This is a genomic window from Sphingomonas sp. A2-49, assembly GCF_025548555.1.
Taxonomy (GTDB): domain Bacteria; phylum Pseudomonadota; class Alphaproteobacteria; order Sphingomonadales; family Sphingomonadaceae; genus Sphingomonas.
On record NZ_JAJLPA010000027.1, the window covers coordinates 21,571 to 48,080 of the forward strand.

Here is a 26,510-nt window from a genome sequence, read left to right on the forward strand (position 1 = left end):
CCGTCACAGATCGGGCAGCACCTGATCCGCGACGCCCCAGCCCGCCAGCGCGCGCGAGGTCGCGCGGTCGAGCAGTTCCTCGCCGTCGCGCACGCTCCAGCGCGCCGCGGTGTCGATGTCGCGCAATTCGGTCCACGACACCGGCGCCGCGACCGGCGCGCCGGCGCGGGCCCGCGCCGAAAACGGCATGATCGCGGTGCTGCCGCGCTGGTTGCGCAGATAGTCGATGAAGATCTTTCCCTTGCGCTTCGCCTTGGTCATCACCGCGACGTAGCGGTCCGGTTCGGCCGCGGCGAGCGCGCGGGCGAAGCGATCGGCGAAGTCCTTCACCGCCGGCCAGCGCGCCGACGGCGTCAGCGGCACGACGACGTGTACGCCCTTGCCGCCCGACAGCAACGGAAAGCTGACCAGCCCCAGCTCGGCGAGCTGCGCGCTGACGTGTTCGGCCGCGCTTTTGGTATCGGCGAAATCCAGCCCCTCGTCGGGGTCGAGGTCGATCACCAGCCGGTCGGGCTGTTCCAGCGCATCGATCCGCGATCCCCAGCCGTGGAACTCGATCGTCCCCATCTGGACGCAGGCGACCAGCCCATCGGCATCGTCGACGTACAGATAGGGCTGCACCGACCCGTCCTTCTCGGTCACGTCGACGTGATGGACGTCGTCGCCGAAGCTGCCCGCGTCGTGTTTCTGGAAGAAGCACGCCTTCGCGCGCCCCTGCGGGCAGCGGACCAGGCTGACCGGGCGCCGCCCCGCCCAGGGCAGCATGATCGGCGCCACGCGCGCGTAATAATCGGCCAGCTCGCCCTTGGTGACGTCGCTGTCGGGAAAGACCAGGCGGTCGCGGCTGCTGACGGTGACGTGGATCGCCGGCGCCGCGGGGGCGGGCTGCGCCACCTCCGCCACGACCTCCGCCGCCGTCTTGTCGCCGCGCAGGCCGAGGAAGCTCGAATGGCGCAGGACGCCGTCGGGCGTGACCTCCGCAAAGGCGACCTCCGCGACGAGCTCCGGCGCGATCCAGCGCGCGCCGCGCAGCGCTGCCTTGTGCGGGGCGGTGCTCGCCGCATCGAGCGGCGACGTATCGCGCGCCAGCGACGCCATCCGCTCGCTCAGCGTATCGATCAGCGCGCGGTCGAACCCGGTGCCGACCTTGCCGGCGTAGCGGAACCCGCCCTTCGCATGCACCCCGAGCAGCAGCGACTTGAACCCGCGTCCCTTGTCCGACGGCGTCCAGCCGACGATGACGAACTCCTGCCGCTGGGTACATTTCGCCTTGAGCCACGCCTTGCTGCGTCCGCCGGCATAGGGCGCATCGGCGCGCTTCGACACGACGCCTTCCAGCCCCTCGCGGCACATCGTCGCGAACAGCGTCTCGCCCGATCCCAGCACGTGTTCGGCGAATTGCAGCCGCTCGCCGTTCTCGATCACGCCGCGCAGCCGGTCCTTGCGCTCCACCGTCGACAGAGAGGTCAGGTCCTCGCCATCGAGCGCGAGCAGGTCGAACGCGAACAGCGTCATGGCCCCGCCCGACGCGATCGCGTCCTTCAGCGTCGAGAAATCCGGCCGCCCGTCCTTGTACGCGACGATCTCGCCGTCGATCAGCGCGGATCGCACCGGCAAGGCGGCGGCCGCGTCCGCGATGGCGGCGAACCTGTCGGTCCAGTCGAGCCCGCTGCGCGTATAGACCCGGGCGCGCCCGTCCCCGATCGCGACCAGCGCGCGATACCCGTCGTACTTCACCTCGTGCAGCCAGCCGCTGCCGGCGGGTACGCCATCGACCAGCGTGCACAGCTGCGGTTCGCGGAACGCCGGCAGGGTCGCCGCCTTGCCGCGCGGGGGGCGGCGCGTCGGGGACGCCGGTTTCGCCGCGCGCTTGCCGCCGGACGCCGCCGCCTTCGCCGGCTTGCCCGCGGCGATCTCCGCCATCGTCCGTCCGCTGGCGACGCTGGTCAGCGCCTCCTCCACCAGCGTATCGGTGCCGCCCGCATGCGCGTCGTCGATCTTGCGCAGCAGCCAGTTCTCACCGCGCTCCCGGCCCCGCGGCTTCAGCCGGATCAGCAGCCAGTCTCCCTTCATCCGCTCGCCCTGAAGCGTGAAATGGAGATGCCCCGCGTCGAGGTCCGCGGCCGACTTGCCGGCGATCGGCGCCCAGGTGCCGAGGTCCCACAGCATCACCGTGCCGCCGCCATATTCCCCCGCCGGGATCGTCCCCTCGAACGTCGCATAGGACAAGGGGTGATCCTCGGTCCGCACCGCCAGCCGCTTTTCGTCGGGGTCGAGGCTGGGGCCGCGCGTCACCGCCCAGCTCTTCAGCACCCCGTCCACCTCCAGCCGCAGATCCCAGTGCAGCCGCGTCGCATCGTGCTTCTGCACCATGAACGCATTGCCATGGCCGGGCGCGAGCGTGCCCGCCGGCTCCGCCGTCTTCGCGAAATCGCGCTTGGCATTGTAGCGCGCGAGGGGATCGGCCTCAGGCACGCTTCTTCGCCGCGGTCGCTGCGGGTTTCTTCGCCGCCGCCTTCTTCGCTGCCGGTTTCCTGGCGGGCGCGGCCTTGGACGCCGTCGCCGACCCCGACTTCTCCATCGACTTCTTGAGCGCCGCCATCAAATCGACGACGTTGCTGCCCGACCGGGTCGCGCCGTCGTCCTTCTCCTCGATCACCTTGCCGCCCTTCGCCTTGCGCTTGCGCTCGACCAGATCCTTCAGCGCATCGACGTAGCGGTCGTGGAATTCCTGCGGATCGAACGTCCCGCTCTTCTTCTCGATCAGCGCCTCGGCGAGGTCGAGCAGGTCGGCATCGGGCTTGCCCTCGGGGATCTCGCGGAAATAGCTTTGCGCCTTGTTGACCTCGTCGGCGTAGCGCAGCGTTTCGAGCACCATGCCGCGTCCGCACGGCTTCAGGCTGACGACATATTCGCGCCCGCGCATCGCCAGCTGGCCCAGCCCGACCTTCTTCGTCCGGCGCAGCGCCTCGCGCAGCACGATGAACGCCTCCTCCGCCAGATCGTCGGCGGGCACCACGAAATAGGGCTTTTCGTAATAGAGCACGTCGATCTCGTGCGCGTCGACGAACTGCGTCAGCTCCAGCGTCTTCTTCGATTCGAGCTTCACCGCATCGATCTCGTCCTGCTCCAGCAGCACATATTCCCCCTTCGACACTTCATAGCCCTTCATGATCTCGTCGGTGTCGACGGGGCCGACGCCGGTCACGATCTTCTCATAGTGGATCGGCTTGCCGGTCGGCTCGTGGATCTGCTTGAACGCGATGGCGGCGCCGCTCTTGGTGGCGGCGTAGATCTCGACCGGGATCGACACCAGCGCGAGCCGGATCTGTCCTTGCCAATAGGCGCGTGCGGGCATGGGGATGGGTCTTTCCGTTGCGGAAGCGATTCAATCCGCGGGAGAAGGAGTCGTTCCGTCGACCGTCCGCCATGCGCCGCGCGGGATTTTCCCTTGCCCCCGACTTGCGCTAGAGGGCGGCCATGGCCGACGATCCCTTTGCGCTGTTCGAGTCCTGGTACGCCGAGGCGCGGGACAGCGAAATCAACGATTCCAACGCGATGGCGCTGGCGACCGTCGATGCCGACGGCCAGCCGTCGGTGCGGATGGTGCTGCTGAAGGGCCATGGCCCCGACGGATTCGTCTTCTACACCAACCGCGAGGGGCGCAAGGCGGCCGATCTGGCGGCGGTGCCCAAGGCGGCATTGCTGTTCCACTGGAAATCGCTGCGCCGCCAGATCCGCATCGAAGGGCCGGTGGACCTCGCCACCGATGCCGAATCCGACGCCTATTTCGCCAGCCGCAGCCGCGATTCGCAATTGGGCGCCTGGGCGTCCGACCAGTCGCGCGCCCTCGCCGACCGCGCCACCTTCGAAGCGCGCTTCGACGTGATGAAGGCGCGGTTCGACGGCGGCGCGGTGCCGCGCCCGCCGCATTGGGGCGGCTATCGCGTGACGCCGCAGCGGATCGAATTCTGGCAGGATCGCGCGCACCGCCTGCACGAACGTCGCCTGTTCGTGCGCACCGGCGACGACTGGACCGCAGGATTGCTGTTCCCATGACCCGCGACGAACAGCGGCGCTTCCTGCCGCTCGCCACGCGCGCCGCGCTCGCCAGCGTGGCGATGGCGTGCTTCCTGCTCGCGCTGAAGAGCTTCGCGGCGTGGCAGACCGGATCGGTCGCGATGCTGGGCAGCCTGGCCGACACCGCGCTCGACCTGCTCGCCAGCCTCGTCACGCTGTATGGCGTGCGGCTGGCGGCAACGCCGGCGGACCACGACCACCGTTTCGGCCACGGCAAGGCGGAGGCGCTCGCGGCGCTGTTCCAGGTCGCGCTCATCACCGCCTCCGCCGCGGCGATCGCGTGGCGCGCGATCACCGCGCTCGGCCAGAACGGCCCGACCGCGGATGCGGAATTCGGCATCGGCGTGTCCGTCGTCGCGATCGTCGCGACCGCGGTGCTGCTGTGGTACCAGCGCAGCATCATCCGCCAGACCGGATCGGTCGCGATCATGGCGGACAACGTCCATTACCAGTCCGACGTGCTGCTCAACGGTTCGGTGATCGTCGCGCTGGTGCTCGACCAGTATCTCGGCTGGCACAAGGCCGATCCGGTGCTGGGCATCGTCATTGCGCTGTGGCTCGCCTGGGGCGCGTTCCAGGCCTCGTCGAACGCGATCGACCAGCTGATGGACAAGGAATGGCCGGAGGACCAGCGCGCCGCCTTCCTCGATGTCGCCGCCCGCCAGCCGGGCTTGAAGGGCATCCACGATTTCCGCACGCGCCGCTCGGGCAGCCACGATTTCGCGCAATTCCACATGGAGGTGGACCGCAACCTGACCGTCGGCGCGGCGCACGACATCGTCGAGCGCGTCGAACAGGACCTGCGCCGCACCTTCCCCAAGGTCGAGGTGCTGATCCACCTCGACCCCGAAGGCCATGTCGACACCGACAACCCGCTGGTCGAGGCGGACGTCACCCCCCATTGGTTCGGGAAACGCCTGTGAGAATCCCCTTCGCCCAGATCGACGCCTTCGCCGAGGCCGCGTTCGGCGGCAATCCCGCCGCGGTGATGCCGCTGTCGGCGTGGCTGGCGGACGACGTGCTGCAAAGCATCGCGTCCGAGAACAACCTGTCCGAAACCGCGTTCATCGTGCCGATCGCCGCGGACGCGGCCGGTGACGCGCCCGCCGATTTCGACCTGCGCTGGTTCACCCCCGCCGCCGAGGTCGCATTGTGCGGTCATGCGACGCTGGCGAGCGGGCATTTCGTGCTGTCTTCGGACGACGATCGCAGCACCGTCCGCTTCCGCACGCGGCAGGCGGGCATCCTGGAGGTCGCGCGCGAGGGCGACCGCTATCGCATGGCGCTGCCCGCCTGGGGCCCCGCGCCCCGGCCGCTCGACGCGATCGTCACGGCGCTGGGCGTCGATCCGGTCGAGACGCTGTGGCACGACAAGGGCTATGCGCTGATCGTCGTCGCCGACGAGGCCGCGGTCCGCGCCGCGCGTCCCGACGACCGCGCGCTCGCCGCCGAGGGGCCGATCGTGGCGATCGTCGCCGCGCGTGGCGACGCGACCGACATCGTCAGCCGCGTCTTCACCGCCTATTTCGACATCCCCGAAGATCCCGTCACCGGCTCCGCGCACGCGGTGATGGTACCCTATTGGGCCGAAAAGCTCGGGCGCGACCGCTTCACCGCCTATCAGGCGAGCCGGCGCGGCGGGCTGCTCACCTGCGCGCTGGAGGGGGACCGCGTGATCCTGGGCGGCGCCTGCGTGACCGTGATCGAGGGCACGTTCCTGCTGCCCTGACCGCCGCGCGGCCAATTTGTGTTGCATGGCAGCACGCAACGGTAGACGGTGCGCGCCGGGTCGTAACGGGGTGACACGTTAGAGCGATGGCGACGCAGGCTGCGCCCCTTTTCGACGCGACCACCCATGCCGGGCGCTGGATCGCCGACTATTGCGCGCGGGCGACCGCGGGCGACGTGCTGTGCGGCACCGACGATCCGGCATGGGCAGCGATGTTCGAGGAGCTGGCGAGCGTCGCGTCCGACGACCTCGACCACGTGCGTGAGCGCGTCCGCCGCCATGCCGCGGACATCGGCATGGGCTTTCGCATCATCGGCGAGGCGGACGAGCGGCCCTGGCCGGTCAGCCCGGTGCCGCTGCTGATCGACGCACGCGAATGGGCGCAGATCGCGCGCGGCGTCGTCCAGCGCGCCGAGTTGATGGAGACGGTGATCGCCGACCTCTACGGCCCCGGCCGACTGGTCGAGCGCGGGCTGATCCCCGCGGCGCTGGTCACCGGCAGCCCGCTGTTCCTGCGTCCGATGATCGGGCTGGAGCCGCCGGGTGGCAAGCATCTGCACTTCATCGCGATCGACCTGGGCCGCGGGCCGACGGGCGAATGGCGCGTCCTCGCCGACCACCTGCGCGCGCCCGCGGGCGCCGGCTATGCGCTGGAGAACCGGCTGGCGGTCAGCCGGACGCTGGGCGGGTTGCAGGGGCGGATCAACGTCCAGCGCCACGCGCCGTTCTTCGCCGCCTTCCGCGCCGGGATCGCGGCGATGTGCCGCCGCACCGATCCGCGCATCGGCCTGCTGACCCCGGGCCGGTTCAACCCGAGCTATCCCGAACAGGCGCATCTGGCGCGTTACCTCGGCCTGCTGCTGGTCGAGGGCGCCGACCTCGCCGCGCTGGAGAACCAGCTCTACGTGCGCACGATCGGCGGGCTGAAGCGCGTCGATGCGCTGTGGCGGCGCGTCGATCCGCGCATGCTCGATCCGCTGGCGTTCGATTCGCATTCGCAGATCGGCGTACCCGGCCTGATCGACGCCTATGCCGCGGGCAACGTCGTGCTCTCGAACGCGCCGGGCGCGGGCGTGCTGGAGGCGCCCGCGTTCGGCGCGTTCCTGCCGCAGCTCGCCACCCGGCTGCTGGGCGAAAGCCTGTACCTGCCCAATATCGCGACCTGGTGGTGCGGCCAGCCGTCCGAGCGCGCGCGCGTCGAGGAGGACCTCGACCGGCTGCTGATCGGATCGGCGTTCGGCCCGGTGCCGCTCGGCCTGCCCGGCGGGCGTACGGTGCATGGCGGCGACCTCGATGCGGGGGCGCGCGCGGCGCTGCTCGCCGACATGACGCGCCGGCCGCAGGATTACGTTGGGCAGGAGATCGTGCGCCTGTCGACGATGCCGGTGGTGATCGAGGATGCGCTGGTGCCGCGCCCGTTCACGCTGCGCGTCTTCGCCGCACGCGACGCGAGCGGCGGCTGGACCGTCCTGCCCGGCGGCTTCGCGCGTATCGGCGAGGATACCGATCCGCGTGCCAGCGTGCTGGGCGAAGGCACCTGGTCCGCCGACGTGTGCATCCACGGCGGCGACGCGGTCGAGCCGGTGTCGCTGCTGCCCGCGCCCGATTCGCATCACGTCCGCCGCAATCCGGGCACGCTGCCCAGCCGGGTCGCGGACAATTTCTACTGGCTGGGCCGCTACCTCGAACGCGGCGAGGCACTGCTCGCGGCGATCCGCGTCATGCTCGGCAATTCGATCGACGCCGATGCGGGCGCGGCCCTGTCCCCGGCGACGGTCGGCAAGCTCGTCGGGCTGATCGCCGGCGGCGGATCGGCGCCGCATCCGCTCTCGCTCAAGCGCGGCGACCTCACCGCCTTCGCACGCACGGCGATGGAGGACGAGGCGTGGCATTCGGTCGCGACGATCAACCGGCTGGCGCGCGGCATCGGCGAAGGGTCGCGCGACCGGCTGTCGGCGGACATGGTCCGGCTGCTGGAAGCGCCCTTCCCCACGCATCGCGGCATGCTCGACCGCGCGGGATCGTTGCAGCGTCGCTATGTCGCGATCGCCGGGCTGTCGGCCGAACATATGGGCCGCACCGCGGCGTGGCGGTTCCACGACCTCGGCCGCCGGGTCGAGCGCGCGATGGCGATGACGCGGGCGCTGCGCCTGTTCGGCATGCCGGGCGCGACCGCGGACGACCTGTCGACGCTGCTCGACCTCGCCGACAGCCAGATCAGCTATCGCCAGCGCTACATGACCGGCCTTGCCCGCGTGCCGGTGGTCGACCTCGTCGCGCTCGATCCCGGCAACCCGCGCAGCCTCGCCTATCAGGCCGAACGGATCAACGAACGGCTGCGCGACCTCCCCGTGCTGAGCGACGACGGCATGCCCGAACCGCAGCAGGCGCACGGCCGCAGCCTGGCGGCGGCGCTGGCGATGACGACCGCAGCGGCGCTGGAGCCCGACGGGCTGGGCGATATCGAGCGGCGGCTGGCGCAATTGTCGGAAAGCGTCGCGCGCCGCTATTTCCTGCAGGGTGCCGAGCCGTTGCGCGCGGGCGGGCTGACGCTGGCATGACCGCCCTCGACCCGATGCTCTACGACATCCGCCACATCACCCGCTTCGATTACGGCGGCAACGTCAAGTTCGCGCGCTGCAACCTGCGGCTGAAGCCGATCGACTGGCCCGGGCAGGTGCTGGAGGATTATGCGCTGACCGTCGAACCGGTCGGCCGCGTCAGCCCGGCGCGGGCGGAGGCGGGGCTCGCCAACGTCACCCGGCTGGTGATCGACACACCGGTGCGCAGCCTGACGATCGAAAGCCGCTCGCGGATGCGCGTCGACCGGCTCGTCCCCGTCCCCGCTGCGGGCGACCCGACGCTGGCCGAGGTCGCGGCGCTCGCCCGCGCCAGCCGCGACCTGTCGGCGGCCAGCCCCGCCAACTATCTGTTCCCTTCGCCGCTGATCCCGCTCGACCACGCCATCGCCGCCTATTGCGCGCCCGATCTCGACCCCGATCGCGGCAGCCTCGACGCGGGCATCGCGCTCGCCCGCCGCATCCAGGACGATTTCACCTTCGACGCGACCGCGACGCTGGTCGACACGCCGCCGCACGAGGCGTTCCTGAAGCGCAAGGGCGTGTGCCAGGATTTCGCGCAGATCATGATTACCGGCCTGCGCGCCGCGGGCCTGCCCGCGGCCTATGCCAGCGGCTATATCCGCACCATCCCGCCCGAGGGGCAGCCGCGGCTGGTCGGCGCCGACGCGACGCACGCCTGGGTCCTGCTGTGGTGCGGGCCGGACCGCGGCTGGGTGGGGCTCGATCCCACCAACGGCATCTGGATGGCGGGCGACCATATCGTCATGGCGGTCGGCCGCGACTATGCCGAGATCGCGCCGGTCGACGGCGTCGTGCTCGGGTCGCAGGCGCAGAACATGGCGGTCAGCGTGGATGTGGCGCCGCTGGTGGCAACGTAAGCGCCCGCCCCGCCCCTGCCCTCACCCTTTCGCCGCCTTCGGCCTCTTTCCCTCTCCCGGCGGGAGAGGGAGGGAGCGGCGCGGGGCGAGGACGACTATTGCGTCACCGCATTTTCGTTGCCGCCGTCATCTCCCGTTTCACCGTCGCCGGGCCCCGAATAGGCGACATGGCTCTGCCCGCCATGGCCCGTGAAGCCGCCTCCGACGTCGTCCTGCTTGCCCTTGCCCGTATGCGGGTTGGGATAGGCGCCGCCGCCGCTTTCGCCGCCGCCCTGCTTGGCGGGGGCATCGCCGACGCCGTCCCGCGCGCCGTCGTGATCCGTGCTCATCGCCTGCATCGGTTGCTTGTCGGTCATGATCGCATCTCCTCGGTCGTTCGAACGATCCATGCCGCGATTGCGTTGCGCCGCGCCCTCCCCCACATAGGCGCGTAATACACCAACGGGGAACCAATGGCCGATCCATATCAGACCTTGGGCGTTGCCCGCGGCGCGTCCGAGGCGGACATCAAGAAAGCGTATCGCAAGCTCGCCAAGGAGCTGCACCCCGATCGCAACAAGGACAATCCCAAGGCGTCGGAGCGGTTCAGCCAGGTCACCAACGCCTATGACCTGCTGACCGACAAGGACAAGCGCGCGCGCTTCGACCGCGGCGAGATCGACGGCGACGGCAACCCCGCCGCACCGTTCGGCTTCGGCGGCGGCGCGGGGCGTGGCGGCGCGCGTCCCGGCGGACCGGGCGGCGGCTTCAACAGCGCGGGCTACGAATTCGGGGCCGGCGGCGAACCCGACATGAGCGATATCTTCGAAGGCCTGTTCGGTGGCGGCCAGGCGCGCGGCGGCGGTTTCGCGAGCGGGTTCGGTCGCCGCCCGCAGCCCAGGGGCGCGAACGTCACCTACCGGTTGCAGGTGCCCTTTATCGACGCGGCGACGCTGGCCCCGCAGCGCGTGACGCTGGGCGATGGCAAGACGATCGACCTGAAACTGCCCGCCGGGGTCGAGAGCGGGACGCAGATGAAGCTCGGCGGCAAGGGCGAACAGGGGCCCGGCGGCGCCGGCGACGCGATCGTCGCGATCGAGGTGCAGTCGCACCGCTTCTTCACCCGCGACGGCGACGACGTGCGCCTCGACCTGCCGGTGACGCTGGGCGAGGCGGTGGCGGGCGGCACGGTGCGCGTGCCGACCGTCGACAAGGCGGTGATGCTCACCATTCCGAAGGGCACCACGTCGGGCAAGACGCTGCGCCTCAAGGGAAAGGGCTTTCATCGCAAGGACGGAACGCGCGGCGACCAGCTGGTGACGCTGGTGATCGACGTGCCCGCGGACGATGCCGCGCTGCAACAATTCGTCGCGGGCTGGACCGACGCACGGAACCCGCGGGCGGCGATGGGCGTCTGAGCCCGGAGTGACCGATTCCACCGCCCTTACGCCCGAAGACCGCGCGCACCAGCGCCATGGTACCCGCCATCGCCTCGCCAAGCTGAAGCCGGGACCGGCGGCGTGGGAAGTGGTGAAACGGGCGGCGCTCGGCGTGTTCAACGACGGTTTCATCCACGCCGGCAACCTCGCCTATCTGGCGTTAATGACGGTGTTCCCGTTCTTCATCACCGCGGCGGCGGTGCTGTCGCTGCTCGGCCAGAGCGCCGAGACGCAGCGTGCAGTCGCGTCGTTCCTGCACGTCCTGCCGCCCAACGTCGCCGATATCCTGCGCAAGCCGATCGCCGATGTGCTGGTGGCGCGGACGGGATCGCTCTTGTGGCTGGGCGGCCTCGTCGGACTGTGGACCGTCGGCAGCTTCGTCGAGACGATCCGCGACATCTTCCACCGCGCCTATGGCCTGAAGGCGACCGCGCCGTTCTGGAAATCGCGGCTGTCGTCGTCGGGCGTCATCATCCTGTCGGTCATCATCGCGCTGATGAGCTTCCTGGTGCAGGGCATCCTCACCGCGGCGGAGCAGTTCATCTATCGCCTCCTGCCCTTCGCCGAGGGTGTGGCCGGCTGGGTCGGCCTGTCGCGGATCATCCCGGGGCTGGTGATGTTCGGCGCGCTGTACCTGCTGTTCTATTCGGTGACGCCGGCGAAATACCGCTATTCGAACTGTCGCAAATGGCCGGGCGCCGCATTCACCACCGTGTGGTGGGTGGGCATGACGACGCTGCTGCCATGGGTGCTGGGGCAACTGGGCGGCTACGACCTGACCTACGGCAGCCTCGCCGGCGTGGTCGTGATGCTGTTGTTCTTCTACCTGATCGGGCTGGGGCTGGTGTTCGGTGCGCATCTGAACGCGGCACTGGCGGAACCCCCCGAACCGGCGCTACAGGGAACGCCGAATACAGTGGAGGCACAGACGGCGTGACGGGTTTGATGGCGGGCAAGCGCGGTTTGATAATGGGCCTGGCGAACGACAAGTCGCTCGCCTGGGGCATTGCGAAAAAACTGTCCGAACATGGCGCGGAACTGGCCTTTTCCTATCAGGGCGCGGCGATGGAAAAGCGGGTGCGTCCGCTCGCCGAGCAACTGGGCGTGGCGCGGCTGTTCGATTGCGACGTGTCCGACATGGCGGCGCTGGACGGGACCTTTGCCGCGCTGGCGCAGGAATGGCCGACCATCGACTTCGTCGTCCATGCGATCGGCTTTTCCGACAAGTCGCAGCTGCGCGGCCGCTATTACGACACGACGCTCGACAACTTCCTGATGACGATGAACATCTCCGCCTATTCGCTGGTCGCGGTGGCGCAGCGGGCGCGGGCGATGATGCCCGAGGGCGGATCGATCCTGACCCTGACCTATTACGGCGCGGAAAAGGTCATCCCGCATTACAACGTGATGGGCGTCGCCAAGGCCGCGCTGGAAACCAGCGTCAAATATCTCGCGGTCGACCTGGGGCCCGACAACATCCGCATCAACGCCATCTCCGCCGGCCCGATCCAGACGCTGGCGGCGCGCGGCATCGGCGATTTCAACTACATCCTCAAGTGGAACGAGCTGAACGCCCCGCTGCGGCGCACGGTGACGATCGAGGATGTCGGCGGCGCGGGGCTGTACATGCTCAGCGACCTGGCGAGCGGCGTCACCGGCGAGATCCACCACGTCGACGCCGGCTACAACGTCATCGGCATGAAGGCGGAGGACGCGCCCGACATCGCGCTGGCGTAACGCCGCTGGTCTTCAGAGAACGTGGGTTCCGCTTCCACGTCTTCTCGAACGAAGGCGATCCTCGTGAGCCGCCGCACATCCACGTCGTCGTCAAGGATGGGTCGGATGCGAAGCTATGGCTTTATCCCGAGGTCCATTATGCGGATAACACCGGGTTCGATGCGCGCCCGCAACGATGGATTGCCGGCGTTGGCGAGGCCCGGCGGGATGAGATTGAGGGAGCGTGGCATGACCATTTCGGCACGGGCGCCTAGCGTCGACTTCGACGACGATCAGATGTGGGTCCGTCTTGAGGAAGGGCGAACGATCGGCGTGCCGCTGGCCTGGTTCCCGCGCCTGCTTCACGGCTCGGCGGATGCGCGGCGTCAGGTCGAGATCAGCCCGAGCGGCCTGCACTGGGATGCGCTCGACGAGGATATTTCGATCGCCGGCCTTCTTGCCGGTCGCTGCGACATGACCGATCGCCGGTCCTACGCTGCATGAGCATCAACAGTTTCGGCCACCTGTTCCGTTTCACCACCTGGGGCGAGAGCCACGGGCCGGCGATCGGTGCCGTCGTCGACGGCTGCCCGCCGGGGCTCGCGCTGGGCGAGGCGGATATCCAGCCGTGGCTCGACAAGCGCCGCCCGGGCACGTCGCGCTTCACGACGCAGCGGCGCGAGCCCGACCAGGTCCGCATCCTGTCCGGCGTCTTCGACGGCCGCACGACAGGCACGCCGATCAGCCTGATGATCGAGAACGTCGACCAGCGCTCGAAGGATTATTCGGAGGTCGCGCTCGCCTACCGCCCCGGCCACGCCGATTATGCCTATGACGCCAAATACGGGTTTCGCGATTATCGCGGCGGCGGTCGTTCGTCGGCGCGCGAGACGGCGTCGCGCGTCGCCGCGGGTGCGGTGGCGCGGCTGGTGATCCCGCAGGTGCGCATCCGCGGCTGGGTCGAGGCGATCGGCGGCGACGGCATCGACTATGCCGCGTTCGACGACGCCGCGATCGACGAAAACCCGTTCTTCTGCCCCGATCGCGCCGCTGCGGCACGGTGGGAGGCGTTGGTCGACGGCGCGCGCAAGGCGGGATCGTCGCTCGGCGCGGTCGTCGCGTGCGAGGCGACCGGAGTGCCCGCCGGCTGGGGCGCGCCGCTCTACGCCAAGCTCGATGCCGAACTGGCGCACGCCTGCATGGGGATCAACGCGGTGAAGGGGGTGGAGATCGGCGACGGCTTCGCCGCGGCTGCGCTGACCGGCGAGGCGAATGCCGACGCGATGCGGCCGGGCGACGACGGCCCCGCCTTCCTCGCCAACCACGCCGGCGGTATCACCGGCGGGATCGCCACCGGCCAGCCGATCCGCCTGCGCGTCGCGTTCAAGCCGACCAGCTCGATCCTGACCCCGGTCGAGACGATCGACCGCACCGGCGCGGCCGCCGATATCGCCACAAAGGGACGCCACGACCCCTGTGTCGGCATCCGCGGCGTCCCCGTCGTGGAGGCGATGATGGCGCTCGTGCTGGCCGACCAGGCGTTGCTGCACCGGGGCCAGACGGGCCGCTAGCCGTTAACCATAGGGAACACTCTCCTGTCCCGGCCCGTTGGGAGCGGGCAAGTTTTGCAGGAGAGAACAATGCGCAAGCTCATTCCGATCATGGCGGCGGCGATGCTGATCCCGGCCGCGGCCTATGCCCAGACGACGACGGGCGGCACCGCCGGCTCCACCACCGGTGGGTCGATGGGCGGCACGATGGGTGGCCAGACGACCACCACCTCGCCGACCGATTCGACGATGTCGACGACCACGACGACGCAGAGCAAGTCGTCGAAGCGCGGTCGCAGCACCCGCGCCGGCACCAACGGCAGCACGACCGGTACGACCAATTCGACCACCACGACGACCCCGGCCCCGGGTTCGACGATGGAGACGATGGGCGGCACGACCGGCACCGGTACGGGCACGACCACCGGAACGATGGGTGGCACGACGGGCACGATGGGCGGCACGTCGACCACCGGCACCATGGGTGGCTCGACGACGGGCACCACCGGCGGCACGACCCCGCCGCAATAAGCCGTCATCCGACGGATACGAAAGGCCGGACGGCGCAAGCCGCCCGGCCTTTTCGTGCGTGCGGTCAGTCGGCGAAGGGATCGCGGACGAGGATCGTATCGTCCCGTTCGGGACTGGTCGACACCAGCGCCACCGGACACCGGATCAGTTCCTCGACGCGGCGGATGTACTTGATCGCCTGCGCCGGCAGGTCGGCCCAGCTGCGCGCCCCCGCGGTCGATTCCCGCCACCCCTCCATCGTTTCGTAGATCGGCTCGACCGCGGCCTGATCGGCGGCATGCGCCGGGAAATAATCGAGCTCCTGCCCGCGCAGGCGATAGCCGGTGCAGATCTTGACCGTGTCGAAACCGTCGAGCACGTCGATCTTGGTCAGCGCGATGCCGGTGATGCCGCCGACCGCCGCCGACTGGCGCAACAGCACCGTGTCGATCCAGCCGCAGCGGCGCTTGCGTCCGGTCACCGTGCCGAATTCGTGACCGCGCTGCCCCAGCCGCTCGCCGGTATCGTCGTCAAGCTCGGTCGGGAACGGCCCCGACCCGACGCGGGTCGTATAGGCCTTGGCGATCCCCAGTACGAAGCCGACCGCGGCCGGCCCCAGCCCCGATCCGCCCGCCGCGGTGCCCGCGATCGTGTTCGACGAGGTGACGAAGGGATAGGTGCCGTGGTCGACGTCGAGCAGCACGCCCTGCGCACCTTCGAACAGGATGCGCTTGCCCCGGCTGCGTGCCTCGTTGAGGTCGCGCCACACCGGCTTGGCGAACGACAGGACGAAAGCGGCGATATCGCGCAGCTCCGCGATCAGGCCGGCGCGGTCGATCGCCGGGGATCCGAACCCGGCGCGCAGCGCATCGTGATGCGCGAGCAGCCGGTCGAGCTGGGGCCCCAGATCGTCGAGATGCGCCAGATCGCAGACGCGGATGGCGCGCCGGCCGACCTTGTCCTCGTATGCCGGGCCGATGCCGCGGCGGGTGGTGCCGATCTTGCCCGCCCCGCTCGCATCCTCGCGCAGCGCGTCGAGATCGCGGTGGAGCGGCAGGATCAGCGCGCAGGTATCGGCGATCCGCAGCGTTTCCGGCGTGGCGGATACGCCCTGCGCGGCCAGCCGTTCGATCTCCGCCTTCAATGCCCAGGGGTCGAGCACGACGCCGTTGCCGATGACGCTGGGCGTGCCGCGGACGATCCCCGACGGCAGCAGCGACAGCTTGTAGACGGCATCGCCGACGACGAGCGTGTGACCCGCGTTATGACCGCCCTGGAAGCGCACGACCATGTCGGCCCGCTCGGCGAGCCAATCGACGATCTTGCCCTTGCCCTCGTCGCCCCATTGCGCGCCGATGACTGCTACGTTGGCCATGGATACAGGTCTCCGCCTGCCGGCGTTGATCCGTGCGCCCTTCGACAGGACTCGGCACACGGACAGGTCCTGATTGCGAGGGCGCGCCTACCGGTACCCGGCGGCAGGGTCAACCGTCGGCACCATCCGATTGCCAAGAACGGATCAATACGCTATGTATTGCCCACCAAACGACATGGCTCTACCATTGGATGAACCCTCGCCATTGCCGTGGCGGGGGTTCTTTCGTTTGGGGAGACGCGTTGCCGCGCGCCTCCCCGCCCGTTGGCCTATCCGCGACGTGCGACCTCGACCACCTTCAACAGAAGGGTGCCGAAGCCGAACAACGCCGCAAGGAACAGGCACACATCACCAAACGACATGTCGTTCTCCATTGGATCGACGGCAGGATCGCCGTCGACATAACACTAGAAGCCGCACCGCCGAAATGTCAGGTCCGTTTCGGTAGCACCACCGGATCAGACCGCCCGCGCCGTGCCACCGGCATAGACATGCGTGCAAAGCTGCGCCCCGGGCGTGTCGTCGGGGGTCAGCGCGGCGACGGTGACCCAGCCTGCCGCGCGCATCGCCGCGCCGGCGGCGGCGTCGGTGCCGAACGGCAGGAACAGGCGGCGGCGATCGACCGCGGTGGCGGTCGACACGATCGCGTCGGCGTAGAGCGAGAAGCCCGTTGCCGCCTCTTCGTCGCCATCGCCGTGGACGACGGTATAGGTCCCGCCGCGCCCCACTTCGCGCGCGACGCCGGCCGCGAACAGCGAAAAGCCGAGCCACGTCTGATATTCGAAGCCGTGCCGCTCGGTCGGGTCGAGCGTCAGCGTCACCGCGTCGGGCATCGCCGCGGCGATCTCCATCAGCCCGTCGAGCCGCGAGCCGAGCACGCCGCCCGTGTCGAACGCGCGCAGCTTCGCCAGGGCGCCGTCGAACGGCCCCGCCGCGGCGATCAGCGGCAGGTAGGCGGGCGCGATCTCCGCCACGCCGCCCGCGTCCTTGGCGTCGAGCCGCTCGCGCAGGCGCGCGATGCGGTCGGCCGGCACCGGCAGCGGCCCGGCGGCGAGCGTATCGACCAGGTCGGGCAGCGTGAAGTCGATCGAGACGCCCGCGACGCCGGCCGCGGCCAGCCCCTCGACCGCGACGCCCACGACCTCGCGTGCGGCGGCGATCGAATCGAGCCCGATCAGCTCGGCACCGACCTGGCGACGCTCGCGATCCGGCGCCAGCGCCGTCGCGCGCAGCAGCAGCACCGATCCGGCATAGGACAGCCGCACCGGCCGCGGATGATGCCCCATGCGCGTCGCCGCGATCCGCGCGACCTGCGCGGTCAGATCGGGCCGGATCGCCATCGTCGCCTGGCTGACCGGATCGACGAAGCGCACCGCGTCGCGCAGTCCCCCGGCCTTCAGCCGTGCCGCAAGACCGTCCGCGAATTCGGCGAGCGGCGGATCCACGCGCTCATAGCCATGCGCCCGCGCCGCCTCCAGCACCCGCGCCTCGACCGCCGCGGCGGCATCGGCGAAGGGCGGCAGGGAATCGTGAAAGCCCTCGGGCAGCAGGCCGGATCTGGTCATGGCCGCAGCGGATAGCGGGCACACCGCACGAGCGCCATAGCCGCGATGCGACGCGGCGCTATCGGCCGCCGGCGCCCTCGACCGGGGCGGGTGGCGCGAGAGACGGCACGGGATCGGGGGTTACCGGCAGTTCGACGGTAGGGGCGCCGCCGCGGCCGCGCAGGCGGATCGTGCCCGTCGGCGCCTCGGTCATCCCGCCGCTGCCCGCCCTGCCGCGGCCATGCAGGCGGTCGATCTCCGCCTGCCGCCGTTGCAGGTAGAAATCGCGCGCGTTGCGATACGGATCGCCGGGGGCCGCGCCGATCGCCTTGTACGTCTCGTCGAATTCGGCGCGATGATCGAGCGCGCCCAGCACACCGGCGGGAAGCGCGAACTTGGGATCGGTCACCCCCCGGCCGAGCGCAATCGGCAGGATCAGGCGGTCGATCGCGCCGCCGAACAGGTCACGCACCGTCGTCGGCCCGACCAGCGGCAGGTAGAGGAACGCACCGTTGGGCACGCCGTAGAAGCCCAGCGTGTTGGCGAACCCATTGCTGCGCCGCGGCAGCCGGAACGGCCGGCGGCGGGCGATGTCGAACAGGCCGATCGCACCGATCGTCGTGTTGACCGCGAACCGCCCGACGGTCTCGACCGCCTTGCCGATCTTGTGCTGGAGCAGGAAGTTCACGAACACGACCGGTTCGCGCAGATTGTAGAGGAAGTTGTGGATGCCGTCGCGCACCGGCCCCGGCACCTTCTTCTTGTACGCCATCGACACCGGGCCGATCAGCGCGCGATCGACCTTCATCGTCGCGTCGAAGGCCTTGGCGTTGATCCCGTCGAGCGGGTCGGGCGCCTCCCACGCGCCGCGCGCGGTGACGACGATGTCGTTCGCCTGCGGTGCGGCGGCGGCCGGCGGCGGCGGCACGGTCTGTGCAGGAGCCGGTTCGGCGGCCGGCGTATCCTGCGGCGGCGCGGCCGGGGCTGGCATGTCCTGCTCGACCGGCGCCCAGGTCGGCGGCATGAACGCCGGCGGCTCCACGACCGACAGCATCATCGCAAGCACCGCCACCGTCACTCGGACGCACCCCCGTATTGCCGTCGATCGTTGCGCCGGTGTCCCGTGCATAACGCCGAGTCCGGCGGAGCGATAGCACCCGGCATGCCGAAATCGGGACGGTTCCGTGCGGGATCGATGGCCGGGCGCCCGGCGCGGAGAAACCGCGCGCCCGGCCGTGCCGTCAGAAGCGGAGGCCCATCGCGGTCTTCACGCCGCCCAACGCCTTGACCTTGGCGAGCAGTGCGGCATCGACCGGCTCGTCGACCGACAGCAGCAGCACCGCCTCGCCGCCCGCCTGTCGGCGGCCCAAGTGGAAGGTGCCGATGTTGACGCCCGCCTCGCCCAGCGCCGTCCCCAGCCGCCCGATGAAGCCCGGCGCGTCCTCGTTGACGACGTACAGCATCGGCCCGACCAGATCGGCTTCGACCTTGATCCCGAACAGTTCGACGAGGCGCGGCGCCTGGTCGCCGAACAGCGTGCCCGCCACCGAACGTTCGCCGTCCGCGGTCTTCACCGAGACGCGCAGCAGCGTGTGATAGTCGCCCTCGCGCTCGGTGCGTACCTCGCGCACCTCGACGCCGCGATCCTTCGCCAGGAACGGCGCGTTGACCATGTTGACCGTGTCGGTCTGGTTGCGCAGGAACCCGGCCAGCACCGCGCTGGTGATCGGCTTGGCGTTGAGTTCCGCCGCCGCGCCCTCGGTATGCACCGAGATGCGGGTGATCGCGCCCGTGGTCAGCTGGCCGACGAGGCTGCCGAGCTTTTCGGCCAGCGCCATGTAGGGCTTCAGCTTGGGTGCTTCCTCCGCCGACAGGCTGGGCACGTTGAGCGCGTTGGTGACGCCGCCGGACACCAGATAGTCCGCCATCTGCTCGGCGACCTGGATCGCGACGTTGACCTGCGCCTCCGTCGTCGACGCGCCGAGGTGCGGCGTGCTGACGAAATTGGGGGTGCCGAACAGCGGCGATGCCTTTGCCGGCTCCTCGACGAACACGTCGAGCGCCGCGCCGCCGATATGGCCGCTGTCGAGTCCCGCCTTCAGCGCCGCCTCGTCGATCAGGCCGCCGCGCGCGCAGTTGATGATGCGCACGCCCTTCTTCGTCTTCGCCAGCGCCTCCGCCGACAGGATGTTGCGGGTCTGGTCGGTCAGCGGCGTGTGCAGCGTGATGAAGTCGGCGCGGGCCAGCAAGTCATCGAGGCTGACCTTCTCGACCCCCATTTCCACCGCGCGCTCGGGCGTCAGGAACGGATCGAACGCGACCACCTTCATCCGGAGCCCGCGCGCACGATCGGCGACGATCGAGCCGATGTTCCCCGCGCCGATCAGGCCCAGCGTCTTGGCGGTCAGCTCGACCCCCATGAAGCGGTTCTTCTCCCACTTGCCCGCCTGCGTCGAGGCATCCGCCTCGGGCAACTGGCGCGCGAGCGCGAACATCAGCGCGATGGCATGTTCGGCGGTGGTGATGCTGTTGCCGAACGGGGTGTTCATCACCACCACGCCCTTGGCCGACGCCGCGGGGATATCGACGTTGTCGACGCCGATGCCGGCGCGGCCGACGACCTTGAGGTTGGTGGCATGCTCCAGGATCGCCCTGGTGACCTTGGTCGAGCTGCGGATGGCGAGGCCGTCATATTCGCCGATGATCGCCATCAGCTCTTCGGGGGTCTTGCCGGTGATCTCGTCGACCTCGACGCCGCGCTCGCGAAAAATCTGCGCGGCCTTGGGGTCCATCTTGTCGGAAATGAGGACTTTAGGCATGGGTGTTATCCTGTGAACCAGCCGTCACCGCCGCGAAGGCGGGGTCCGTAGCCGCTGACGTTGCGGCGTCTGCGACGACCTGCGTGTATGGATCCCCGCCTGCGCGGGGATGACGAAATCGGGTTAGGCGGCGTTCTTCGCGGTCGCGTAGGCCCAGTCGAGCCAGGGACCGAGCGCCTCGATATCGGCGGTATCCACCGTTGCACCGCACCAGATGCGCAGGCCCGGCGGGGCGTCGCGATAGCCGGCGACGTCATAGGCGGCACCTTCTTTCTCGAGTAGCCCGGCCATGGTCTTGATGAACGCCTCGTCGGCGCCCTCGACGGTCAGGCAGACGCTGGTCTTCGACCGCGACGCGGGGTCCGCGGCGAGGTGGCCGAGCCAGTCGCGGTCCGCGACGATCCGGTCGAGCGCGGCGGCATTGGCGTCCGATCGCGCGATCAGGCCGCGCGCGCCGAGCGACTTCGCCCATTCGAGGCTGGCGATCGCATCCTCGACCGCGAGCATCGACGGCGTGTTGATCGTCTCGCCCTTGAACACGCCCTCGGCCAGCTTGCCCTTCGACACCAGGCGGAACACCTTGGGCAGCGGCCAGGCGGGCGTGTAATGTTCCAGCCGCTCGACCGCACGCGGACCGAGGATCAGCACGCCATGGCCGCCCTCGCCGCCCAGCACCTTCTGCCAGCTGAACGTGGCGACGTCGATTTTCGACCAGTCGATGTCATAGGCGAAGACGCCCGACGTCGCGTCGGCGAAGCTCAGCCCCTCGCGGTCCGCCGGGATGAAGTCGGCGTTCGGCACGCGGACGCCGGACGTCGTGCCGTTCCAGGTGAACAGCACGTCGGTCGACCAGTCGATCGCGCCGAGGTCGGGCAGCTGCCCGTAATCGGCGCGGATGACGGTCGGGTCGATCTTCAGCTGCTTGACCGCGTCGGTCACCCAGCCCTCGCCGAAGCTTTCCCATGCCAGTGTCGTGACGGGCCGCGCGCCGAGCATCGTCCACATCGCCATCTCGAACGCGCCCGTGTCCGACCCCGGGACGATGCCGATCCGGTGCGTGTCGGGCAGGTCGAGCAGCTCGCGCATCAGGTCGAGGCAGAGGCCGAGGCGGGCCTTGCCGATCCTGGAACGGTGCGAGCGGCCGAGCGATGCGGTGGCGAGCCTCGAGGCATCCCAGCCCGGAGGCTTGGCGCAGGGACCGGAGCTGAAGAAGGGGCGTGCCGGTTTGGTGGCAGGCTGGGTCGCACCCGATGCGGGTGCGGTCGCGGTATCCGTCAATGTATCTCTCCTCACAGAGAGCACGCGCCGCGTTGGGGCGGCGTGGCCCGTCGACGGCCCTAGAGGCGTCGATCCGGTCTGGCAAGGCGCCTTCGCTCGACAGGCGCAACAATGCATCGTGGGAACGGCCTCACATGAGGAAGAATTGCGCCGGCCAAAGGATTCGACGGCACGCAGTCAGGTGCGAGCAAGCTTGCCCCCCGTTAAAGAGTGACGATGACATGCCGTGATTCCTGCGTGGCGGCCGCACTGGTCCTCACCTTCGCGCTCGGCGCCTGCGGGCGGTCCGATCGTCCCGAGCCGCCGCCGACGCGCGGGCCTGCGCGGCTGGTCGAAGGCCCGTCGCTGCGCGAAACGGCGCAATGCCATGCGGACCTGACCGCGATGGGCGTCGCGTTCCAGCCGCTGCCCGATCGACAGATCGCCCCCGGTTGCGGCCTGGTCGGTACGGTCAAGCTGCTCGATATCGGCGTTCCCACCGCGAACCTCGGCGCGGTGCGCTGCGGCCAGGCGCGTGCCTATGCCGCCTGGGCGCGCAACGCGGTGGCGCCCGCGGCCTATCAGATCCTCGGCAGCGAACTCGCGCGGATCGACAGCATGGGCAGCTATGCCTGCCGCAACGTCGTCGGCTCCGCCGCTGCCGCCGGGCGGCGGTCTGGCCATGCGATCGCCAACGCGATCGACATCGGCGCGTTCGTGCTGAAGGACGGCCGGCGCATCGCGATCCTCGACGACTGGAATTCCGCCGATCCGCAGGTCCAGCGCTTCCTCGTCACCATCCACGATTCGGCCTGTCGCCGCTTCGGCACCGTGCTGTCGCCCGCCTACAATGCCGCGCATCGCAACCACTTGCACCTGGAGGACGACCACGCGCACCTGTGCCGGTGACATTTCGCCCGTTGAGGCGGAATCCGCTTTGCTCTAACGCCTGCGGATGACCGACACACGCCTACCGACCCGCGTCTTCCCCAACGCCAGCCAGGACGCAGCCAGCGCCAGCCAGGCGATTTCGACCCCGCAGACCGAGGATCCGGCCTACAAGCTCGCGTTCCAGGACATGGACTTCCTGCTGCGCGAGGACCTGCGCCCGATCCGCTTCCAGCTCGAGCTGCTGAAACCCGAACTGCTGCTCGAGGAGGCGAAGATCGCCTCGACCTTCGTCATGTACGGGTCGGCACGCATCCCGGAACCGGCCAAGGCGCATGCGATGCTGGAGATGGCGAGCGACGACACCGCGCGCGCGATCGCCGATCGGCTGGTCGCCAAGAGCCGCTATTACGACGTCGCCCGCGAACTGGCGCAGATCGCCAGCCGCGTACCGCGCGACCAGAACGGCATGCGCCAGTTCGTCGTCTGTTCGGGCGGCGGGCCGTCGATCATGGAAGCGGCGAACCGCGGCGCGACCGAGGTCGGCGCCGAATCGATCGGGCTGAACATCGTCCTGCCGCACGAGCAGGCGCCCAACCCCTATGTCACGCCGTCGCTGAGCTTCCAGTTCCACTATTTCGCGCTGCGCAAGATGCACTTCCTGCTGCGCGCGCGGGCGCTTGCCGCCTTCCCCGGCGGGTTCGGGACGTTCGACGAACTGTTCGAGCTGCTGACGTTGATCCAGACGGGCAAGATCAAGCCGATCCCCGTGCTGCTGTTCGGTCGCGAATTCTGGGAAAAGGTCGTCAATTTCCAGGCTCTGGTCGACGAGGGCGTGGTTAGCCAGCGCGACCTCGGCATCTTCACCTATGTCGAAACCGCCGAAGAGGCATGGGACGTCGTCCGCGCCTTCTATGAGGAACAGGCGAAGAAGGACGGCTGAGGCGCGCGGGCCTCTGCGCGCGCGGACTGGGCGTCGTGACGCGCGGTTGCGGCGGCGCGGGTCCCACGGGCCGTATAGCGGAAGCAGGTTTGCCGGCGTGACGGCGTCGTCCCAGTAGCAGGCCGGAACGTCCCGGTGCGGCACGGCATTGCCCCGCCGCGCCCGTAATGACGTGGGAGGCGGGCCGCAACCGCGGCGCCGTCACCGAACGACCCGTCATTGCGAGCGTAGCGAAGCAATCCAGCGCGTGCCGGTCCGGTTCTGGATCGCGTCGCCGGCCGATTATGATGTGGGAGACGGGCCGAAAACCCCGCCCTTACGATCAAGGACCGTCATTGCCAGCGTAGCGAAGCAATCCAGCGCGTCCCGGTCCGGCCCTGGATCGCGTCGCCGGCCAATTATGATGTGGGAGGCGAGCCGGAACCCCGCCGTTACGGTCACGTCCCGTCATGCGAGCGTAGCGAAGCAGTCCAGCGCGTGCCGGTCCGGCTCTGGATCGCGTCGCGGCCCATCATGATATGGGAGGCGAGCCGGAACCCCCGCCGTTGCGGTCACGGACCGTCATTGCCAGCGTAGCGAAGCAATCCAGCGCGTCCTGGTCCGGCTCTGGATTGCTTCGCTTCGCTCGCAATGACGGCTGCGGGTCGTGACGGAGCGTGAGACGGCCTTCGCAGTGACGGTCGCGAAAAGGTGGCGGGGCGTGAAACGGCCTCCGCAGTGACGGCCGCGGAGTGGCGACGGGGCCTGCGACGGCCTCCGCGATGACGGCCACGGGGTACCGAGACGGAGCGCAAGACGGCCTCGGGCAACACCGGCAGCCGCCGCCGGCCGGACGAGATCGCGCAAGCGCCCGTTCACCGCCACCGGCGCCGAACGCCCATCGGGCGTTCCACGCATCGCCCCTGCCCGAGCGGGAACCGCCGACGAGCCACCGGGGCCGCCGCCGCCCGACGGCGGCGCGACCGGATTACTTGCCCGCCTTCGCGCCTTCCTTGGCGGCGTTGGGGTCGACCGATGGCGCGCCGGAGGCGGGGGTGCCCGTGTTGGCGAGATTGTTGGTCGCATCGCCGTTCGCCACCGCGTCCTTGGCACCGGCGGTCGCCGGTTCCTTGCCCGCGGCGGGCGCCGCGCCCGCCGCCGGTGCGGCGGGCAGCGGCAGGTTCGATCCCTGCGAATTCAGATAGGCGATGACGTTGGCGCGATCCTGCGCATTGCCGAGGCCGGCAAAGGTCATCTTGGTGCCGGCCGCGAACTTGCGCGGGCTGGTCAGCCACGCGTTCATCTTGTCGAAGTCCCAGTTGCCGCCGACACCCTTCAGCGCGTCGGAGAAGGCATAGCCGCCCTTGCCCTGGCCGATGCCCTCGCCGAGCGTGCCGTACAGGTTGGGGCCGATGCCGTTGGCGCCGCCCTGCGTCACGGTGTGGCATGCCGCGCACTTCTTGAACACCTCGGCGCCCTTGGCGACGTCGGCGGTGGGCAGCAGCGTCGCGATCGGCACGGCCGCGGCCTCGCCGCCGGCGCCGCCCTCGGCCTCGACGCCCTCGATCGCATAGCCCATCTTTTCCGGCCGCTCGCCGTGGAACGCCATGCCGCCGACGATCGACAGACCGAGCGCGAGCCCGCAGGCTGCCAGCGTCCACCCGGCGATCGTGTTGGTGCGGTTGTCCATCTGCCTAACGCTGCCCCTGTTATCGTTCGCGTATCTCGCGCGCGGCAAACCCATAGGAAACGGCGTCCCCGTCCGCAAGCTTGCTTGCGGACAGACCGGCAGACGCCGCAGGCTTGCTCGCGGACCCGGATCCGATGCCCGCAAGCGCGCGCTTGCTGGCCGCGCACCGGCGCGATACCGCCGCATGACCATGGAAACCTATGCCGCCCCCGCCCGCCCGATCGTCGCCGCGATGACCGCCGCCGCCGCCGCCGACCCCGGCCGCGCGGTCGCATTCCAGGGCGCGCCGGGCGCGAACAGCCATGTCGCCGCGCTGGAAGCCTTTCCCGACGGCCTGCCGCTGCCCTGCTTCGCGTTCGAGGATGCGATCGACGCGGTGCGCGACGGGCGCGCCGATTGCGCGGTGATCCCGATCGAGAATTCGCTCCACGGCCGCGTCGCCGACATGCATTTCCTGCTGCCCGAATCCGGGCTGGTCATCACCGGCGAACATTTCCTGGCGATCCGCCACGCGCTGATGGGCACCGGCACCCGCGACGAGGTGCGCGAGGCGATGAGCCATCCGCAGGCGATCGGACAATGCCGCCACTGGCTGAAGGCGCACGGCATCCGCCAGGCGTCCTACCCCGATACCGCCGGTGCGGCGGCCTATGTCGCCGAACTGGGCGATCCCGCGGTGGCCGCGCTCGCCCCGCCGGGCGCGGCGGCGATCTATGGCCTCAACCTGCTCGGCGTCGACATCGCCGATGCCGATCACAACACCACCCGGTTCGTGACGCTGGCGCGCGGCGGCAAGCCCGCGGTCGGCGAGGGGCCGTGGATGACGACGCTCATCTTCGAGGTGAAGAACATCCCTGCCGCCCTCTACAAGGCGATGGGCGGCTTCGCGACCAACGGCGTCAACATGACCAAGCTCGAAAGCTACCAGCGCGGCGGCCAGTTCGTCGCGACCGAATTCTTCGCCGATATCGAGGGCAAGCCGGGCGACGCGGCGGTCGATCGCGCGCTGGAGGAACTGGGCTTCCATTCGAAATGGGTGCGCGTGCTCGGCACCTATCGCCGCGCGCGCGAGCGGGGGTGATCCGACGCCCTCGCGGCGGGCGATCAGCCGCCCGCGCTCTTGGTGAAATCGATGCGGATGCGCACCCATGCGCCGATCTGCGCCTTGCCGTTGACCCGCGGCGGGCGGACCCTGAATTGCCACGCCGCCTCGCGCACGCCGCGTGAGAGGCCCGAACCGGTGCGCGAATCACCCAGCTGGACGCAATCCTCGACCCGGTAATTGGCGGCGGTGCGGCACGCGATCTCCGCCCAGGATCCCAGCGGCACATCCCTGGGCAGGTAGGGCGAGAGCTGTGACTGCGCGGGCTCGACATACCATTCGGCGTTGAACAGCCGCTGTCCGCCCGGGCCGGTGCCAGCCGACGCGCTCGTCTCGCCGTCGTCGCCGTCCCCCTGCCCGTTCGCCGCCGCCAGCTGCTTGCCGGCGCTGCCGCCCGACTTCCGCGAAGGCATCCTGCCGACGTCCGAGGCGGCATAATCGTTTTTGCTG

24 protein-coding genes and 1 pseudogene are annotated in these 26,510 nt (G+C 69.7%); 15 read left to right on the top strand and 10 right to left on the bottom strand.

Annotated features, from left to right (window positions below):
- Nucleotides 1-3: 3 nt before the first annotated feature.
- Together ligD and LPN01_RS16595 are read right to left on the bottom strand one after the other, a co-directional pair.
- Nucleotides 4-2,475 (bottom strand): DNA ligase D, encoded by a 2,472-nt coding sequence (ligD, locus tag LPN01_RS16590; RefSeq protein WP_262829532.1) that lies wholly within the window; start codon nucleotides 2,473-2,475, stop codon nucleotides 4-6.
- Nucleotides 2,468-3,358, bottom strand: coding sequence for a Ku protein (locus tag LPN01_RS16595; protein ID WP_262829533.1), 891 nt, complete (start codon nucleotides 3,356-3,358; stop codon nucleotides 2,468-2,470). The genes ligD and LPN01_RS16595 overlap by 8 nt, the downstream gene beginning before the upstream one ends.
- A 122-nt stretch (nucleotides 3,359-3,480) precedes the next feature.
- On the opposite strand from LPN01_RS16595, the gene pdxH reads away from it, so the two are divergent.
- The 5 genes from pdxH to LPN01_RS16620 all read left to right on the top strand — a co-directional run bounded on the left by pdxH (nucleotide 3,481) and on the right by LPN01_RS16620 (nucleotide 9,269).
- Nucleotides 3,481-4,059 (top strand): pyridoxamine 5'-phosphate oxidase, encoded by a 579-nt coding sequence (pdxH, locus tag LPN01_RS16600; RefSeq protein ID WP_262829534.1) that lies wholly within the window; start codon nucleotides 3,481-3,483, stop codon nucleotides 4,057-4,059.
- Nucleotides 4,056-5,003: a cation diffusion facilitator family transporter gene (locus LPN01_RS16605; RefSeq protein WP_262829535.1), complete on the top strand. Its 948-nt coding sequence runs from the start codon at nucleotides 4,056-4,058 to the stop codon at nucleotides 5,001-5,003. The genes pdxH and LPN01_RS16605 overlap by 4 nt, the downstream gene beginning before the upstream one ends.
- Nucleotides 5,000-5,809, top strand: a complete 810-nt coding sequence (locus LPN01_RS16610; RefSeq protein WP_262829536.1) for a PhzF family phenazine biosynthesis protein — start codon at nucleotides 5,000-5,002, stop codon at nucleotides 5,807-5,809. The genes LPN01_RS16605 and LPN01_RS16610 overlap by 4 nt, the downstream gene beginning before the upstream one ends.
- A gap of 86 nt (nucleotides 5,810-5,895) precedes the next feature.
- A complete protein-coding gene (locus LPN01_RS16615) occupies nucleotides 5,896-8,370 on the top strand; it encodes a circularly permuted type 2 ATP-grasp protein (protein WP_262829537.1) in 2,475 nt (824 codons plus the stop codon).
- A gap of 14 nt (nucleotides 8,371-8,384) precedes the next feature.
- Nucleotides 8,385-9,269: a transglutaminase family protein gene (locus LPN01_RS16620; RefSeq protein WP_262829553.1), complete on the top strand. Its 885-nt coding sequence runs from the start codon at nucleotides 8,385-8,387 to the stop codon at nucleotides 9,267-9,269.
- Between the two features lie 95 nt (nucleotides 9,270-9,364).
- Here LPN01_RS16620 and LPN01_RS16625 read toward each other — a convergent pair whose 3' ends face one another.
- Nucleotides 9,365-9,625 carry a hypothetical protein gene (locus tag LPN01_RS16625; RefSeq protein WP_262829538.1) on the bottom strand — a complete coding sequence of 87 codons (261 nt, stop codon included), beginning with the start codon at nucleotides 9,623-9,625 and terminating at the stop codon, nucleotides 9,365-9,367.
- Nucleotides 9,626-9,721: 96 nt separating this feature from the next.
- On the opposite strand from LPN01_RS16625, the gene LPN01_RS16630 reads away from it, so the two are divergent.
- The 7 genes from LPN01_RS16630 to LPN01_RS16660 all read left to right on the top strand — a co-directional run bounded on the left by LPN01_RS16630 (nucleotide 9,722) and on the right by LPN01_RS16660 (nucleotide 14,484).
- The gene (locus LPN01_RS16630) at nucleotides 9,722-10,666 is read left to right on the top strand and encodes a DnaJ C-terminal domain-containing protein (protein WP_262829539.1); all 945 of its coding nucleotides are present in this window, start codon (nucleotides 9,722-9,724) and stop codon (nucleotides 10,664-10,666) included.
- A gap of 7 nt (nucleotides 10,667-10,673) precedes the next feature.
- Complete coding sequence (locus LPN01_RS16635; protein WP_262829540.1) at nucleotides 10,674-11,624, top strand: YihY/virulence factor BrkB family protein; 951 nt, start codon at nucleotides 10,674-10,676, stop codon at nucleotides 11,622-11,624.
- Between the two features lie 8 nt (nucleotides 11,625-11,632).
- The gene (gene fabI, locus LPN01_RS16640) at nucleotides 11,633-12,424 is read left to right on the top strand and encodes an enoyl-ACP reductase FabI (RefSeq protein WP_262829554.1); all 792 of its coding nucleotides are present in this window, start codon (nucleotides 11,633-11,635) and stop codon (nucleotides 12,422-12,424) included.
- 77 nt (nucleotides 12,425-12,501) lie between these two features.
- Nucleotides 12,502-12,678 carry a hypothetical protein gene (locus LPN01_RS16645; protein WP_262829555.1) on the top strand — a complete coding sequence of 59 codons (177 nt, stop codon included), beginning with the start codon at nucleotides 12,502-12,504 and terminating at the stop codon, nucleotides 12,676-12,678.
- Complete coding sequence (locus LPN01_RS16650) at nucleotides 12,653-12,907, top strand: DUF2442 domain-containing protein (RefSeq protein ID WP_262829541.1); 255 nt, start codon at nucleotides 12,653-12,655, stop codon at nucleotides 12,905-12,907. Before LPN01_RS16645 ends, LPN01_RS16650 begins: the two co-directional genes overlap by 26 nt.
- A complete protein-coding gene (aroC, locus tag LPN01_RS16655; RefSeq protein ID WP_262829542.1) occupies nucleotides 12,904-13,974 on the top strand; it encodes a chorismate synthase in 1,071 nt (356 codons plus the stop codon). Before LPN01_RS16650 ends, aroC begins: the two co-directional genes overlap by 4 nt.
- Nucleotides 13,975-14,043: 69 nt before the next feature.
- On the top strand, nucleotides 14,044-14,484 hold the full coding sequence (locus tag LPN01_RS16660) for a hypothetical protein (protein ID WP_262829543.1): 441 nt from the start codon (nucleotides 14,044-14,046) through the stop codon (nucleotides 14,482-14,484).
- A gap of 64 nt (nucleotides 14,485-14,548) precedes the next feature.
- On the opposite strand, the gene LPN01_RS16665 is transcribed toward LPN01_RS16660, so the two are convergent.
- The 5 genes from LPN01_RS16665 to LPN01_RS16685 all read right to left on the bottom strand — a co-directional run bounded on the left by LPN01_RS16665 (nucleotide 14,549) and on the right by LPN01_RS16685 (nucleotide 21,479).
- Complete coding sequence (locus tag LPN01_RS16665; protein WP_262829544.1) at nucleotides 14,549-15,838, bottom strand: adenylosuccinate synthase; 1,290 nt, start codon at nucleotides 15,836-15,838, stop codon at nucleotides 14,549-14,551.
- A gap of 458 nt (nucleotides 15,839-16,296) precedes the next feature.
- Nucleotides 16,297-17,403, bottom strand: coding sequence for an ATP phosphoribosyltransferase regulatory subunit (locus LPN01_RS16670; protein ID WP_262829545.1), 1,107 nt, complete (start codon nucleotides 17,401-17,403; stop codon nucleotides 16,297-16,299).
- Between the two features lie 58 nt (nucleotides 17,404-17,461).
- Nucleotides 17,462-18,454: a VacJ family lipoprotein gene (locus tag LPN01_RS16675; protein ID WP_262829546.1), complete on the bottom strand. Its 993-nt coding sequence runs from the start codon at nucleotides 18,452-18,454 to the stop codon at nucleotides 17,462-17,464.
- A gap of 169 nt (nucleotides 18,455-18,623) precedes the next feature.
- Complete coding sequence (gene serA, locus LPN01_RS16680; protein WP_262829547.1) at nucleotides 18,624-20,201, bottom strand: phosphoglycerate dehydrogenase; 1,578 nt, start codon at nucleotides 20,199-20,201, stop codon at nucleotides 18,624-18,626.
- 123 nt (nucleotides 20,202-20,324) lie between these two features.
- Nucleotides 20,325-21,479 (bottom strand): phosphoserine transaminase, encoded by a 1,155-nt coding sequence (locus LPN01_RS16685; RefSeq protein WP_262829548.1) that lies wholly within the window; start codon nucleotides 21,477-21,479, stop codon nucleotides 20,325-20,327.
- Nucleotides 21,480-21,695: 216 nt separating this feature from the next.
- On the opposite strand from LPN01_RS16685, the gene LPN01_RS16690 reads away from it, so the two are divergent.
- Nucleotides 21,696-22,367 (top strand): extensin family protein, encoded by a 672-nt coding sequence (locus tag LPN01_RS16690; RefSeq protein WP_262829549.1) that lies wholly within the window; start codon nucleotides 21,696-21,698, stop codon nucleotides 22,365-22,367.
- Between the two features lie 46 nt (nucleotides 22,368-22,413).
- Nucleotides 22,414-23,289 (top strand): TIGR00730 family Rossman fold protein, encoded by an 876-nt coding sequence (locus LPN01_RS16695; RefSeq protein WP_262829550.1) that lies wholly within the window; start codon nucleotides 22,414-22,416, stop codon nucleotides 23,287-23,289.
- A 967-nt stretch (nucleotides 23,290-24,256) separates the two neighbouring features.
- Here LPN01_RS16695 and LPN01_RS16700 read toward each other — a convergent pair.
- Complete coding sequence (locus LPN01_RS16700) at nucleotides 24,257-24,958, bottom strand: c-type cytochrome (RefSeq protein WP_262829551.1); 702 nt, start codon at nucleotides 24,956-24,958, stop codon at nucleotides 24,257-24,259.
- 190 nt (nucleotides 24,959-25,148) lie between these two features.
- On the opposite strand from LPN01_RS16700, the gene LPN01_RS16705 reads away from it, so the two are divergent.
- Nucleotides 25,149-26,039: a prephenate dehydratase gene (locus LPN01_RS16705; RefSeq protein ID WP_262829556.1), complete on the top strand. Its 891-nt coding sequence runs from the start codon at nucleotides 25,149-25,151 to the stop codon at nucleotides 26,037-26,039.
- Between the two features lie 23 nt (nucleotides 26,040-26,062).
- On the opposite strand, the pseudogene LPN01_RS16710 reads toward LPN01_RS16705, so the two are convergent.
- Nucleotides 26,063-26,510 (bottom strand): annotated as a pseudogene (locus tag LPN01_RS16710) (hypothetical protein); the annotation flags it as partial.

What these genes read in the sequence shown, in the direction of transcription:
- LPN01_RS16595 (WP_262829533.1), bottom strand. Translation starts at nt 3,358, where the DNA reads ATGCCCGCACGCGCCTATTGGCAAGGACAGATCCGGCTCGCGCTGGTG.
- pdxH (WP_262829534.1), top strand. Translation starts at nt 3,481, where the DNA reads ATGGCCGACGATCCCTTTGCGCTGTTCGAGTCCTGGTACGCCGAGGCG.
- LPN01_RS16605 (WP_262829535.1), top strand. Translation starts at nt 4,056, where the DNA reads ATGACCCGCGACGAACAGCGGCGCTTCCTGCCGCTCGCCACGCGCGCC.
- LPN01_RS16615 (WP_262829537.1), top strand. Translation starts at nt 5,896, where the DNA reads ATGGCGACGCAGGCTGCGCCCCTTTTCGACGCGACCACCCATGCCGGG.
- LPN01_RS16620 (WP_262829553.1), top strand. Translation starts at nt 8,385, where the DNA reads ATGCTCTACGACATCCGCCACATCACCCGCTTCGATTACGGCGGCAAC.
- LPN01_RS16625 (WP_262829538.1), bottom strand. Translation starts at nt 9,625, where the DNA reads ATGACCGACAAGCAACCGATGCAGGCGATGAGCACGGATCACGACGGC.
- LPN01_RS16630 (WP_262829539.1), top strand. Translation starts at nt 9,722, where the DNA reads ATGGCCGATCCATATCAGACCTTGGGCGTTGCCCGCGGCGCGTCCGAG.
- fabI (WP_262829554.1), top strand. Translation starts at nt 11,633, where the DNA reads ATGGCGGGCAAGCGCGGTTTGATAATGGGCCTGGCGAACGACAAGTCG.
- LPN01_RS16650 (WP_262829541.1), top strand. Translation starts at nt 12,653, where the DNA reads ATGACCATTTCGGCACGGGCGCCTAGCGTCGACTTCGACGACGATCAG.
- aroC (WP_262829542.1), top strand. Translation starts at nt 12,904, where the DNA reads ATGAGCATCAACAGTTTCGGCCACCTGTTCCGTTTCACCACCTGGGGC.
- LPN01_RS16660 (WP_262829543.1), top strand. Translation starts at nt 14,044, where the DNA reads ATGCGCAAGCTCATTCCGATCATGGCGGCGGCGATGCTGATCCCGGCC.
- LPN01_RS16665 (WP_262829544.1), bottom strand. Translation starts at nt 15,838, where the DNA reads ATGGCCAACGTAGCAGTCATCGGCGCGCAATGGGGCGACGAGGGCAAG.
- LPN01_RS16670 (WP_262829545.1), bottom strand. Translation starts at nt 17,403, where the DNA reads ATGACCAGATCCGGCCTGCTGCCCGAGGGCTTTCACGATTCCCTGCCG.
- serA (WP_262829547.1), bottom strand. Translation starts at nt 20,201, where the DNA reads ATGCCTAAAGTCCTCATTTCCGACAAGATGGACCCCAAGGCCGCGCAG.
- LPN01_RS16690 (WP_262829549.1), top strand. Translation starts at nt 21,696, where the DNA reads ATGACATGCCGTGATTCCTGCGTGGCGGCCGCACTGGTCCTCACCTTC.
- LPN01_RS16695 (WP_262829550.1), top strand. Translation starts at nt 22,414, where the DNA reads ATGACCGACACACGCCTACCGACCCGCGTCTTCCCCAACGCCAGCCAG.
- LPN01_RS16700 (WP_262829551.1), bottom strand. Translation starts at nt 24,958, where the DNA reads ATGGACAACCGCACCAACACGATCGCCGGGTGGACGCTGGCAGCCTGC.
- LPN01_RS16705 (WP_262829556.1), top strand. Translation starts at nt 25,149, where the DNA reads ATGGAAACCTATGCCGCCCCCGCCCGCCCGATCGTCGCCGCGATGACC.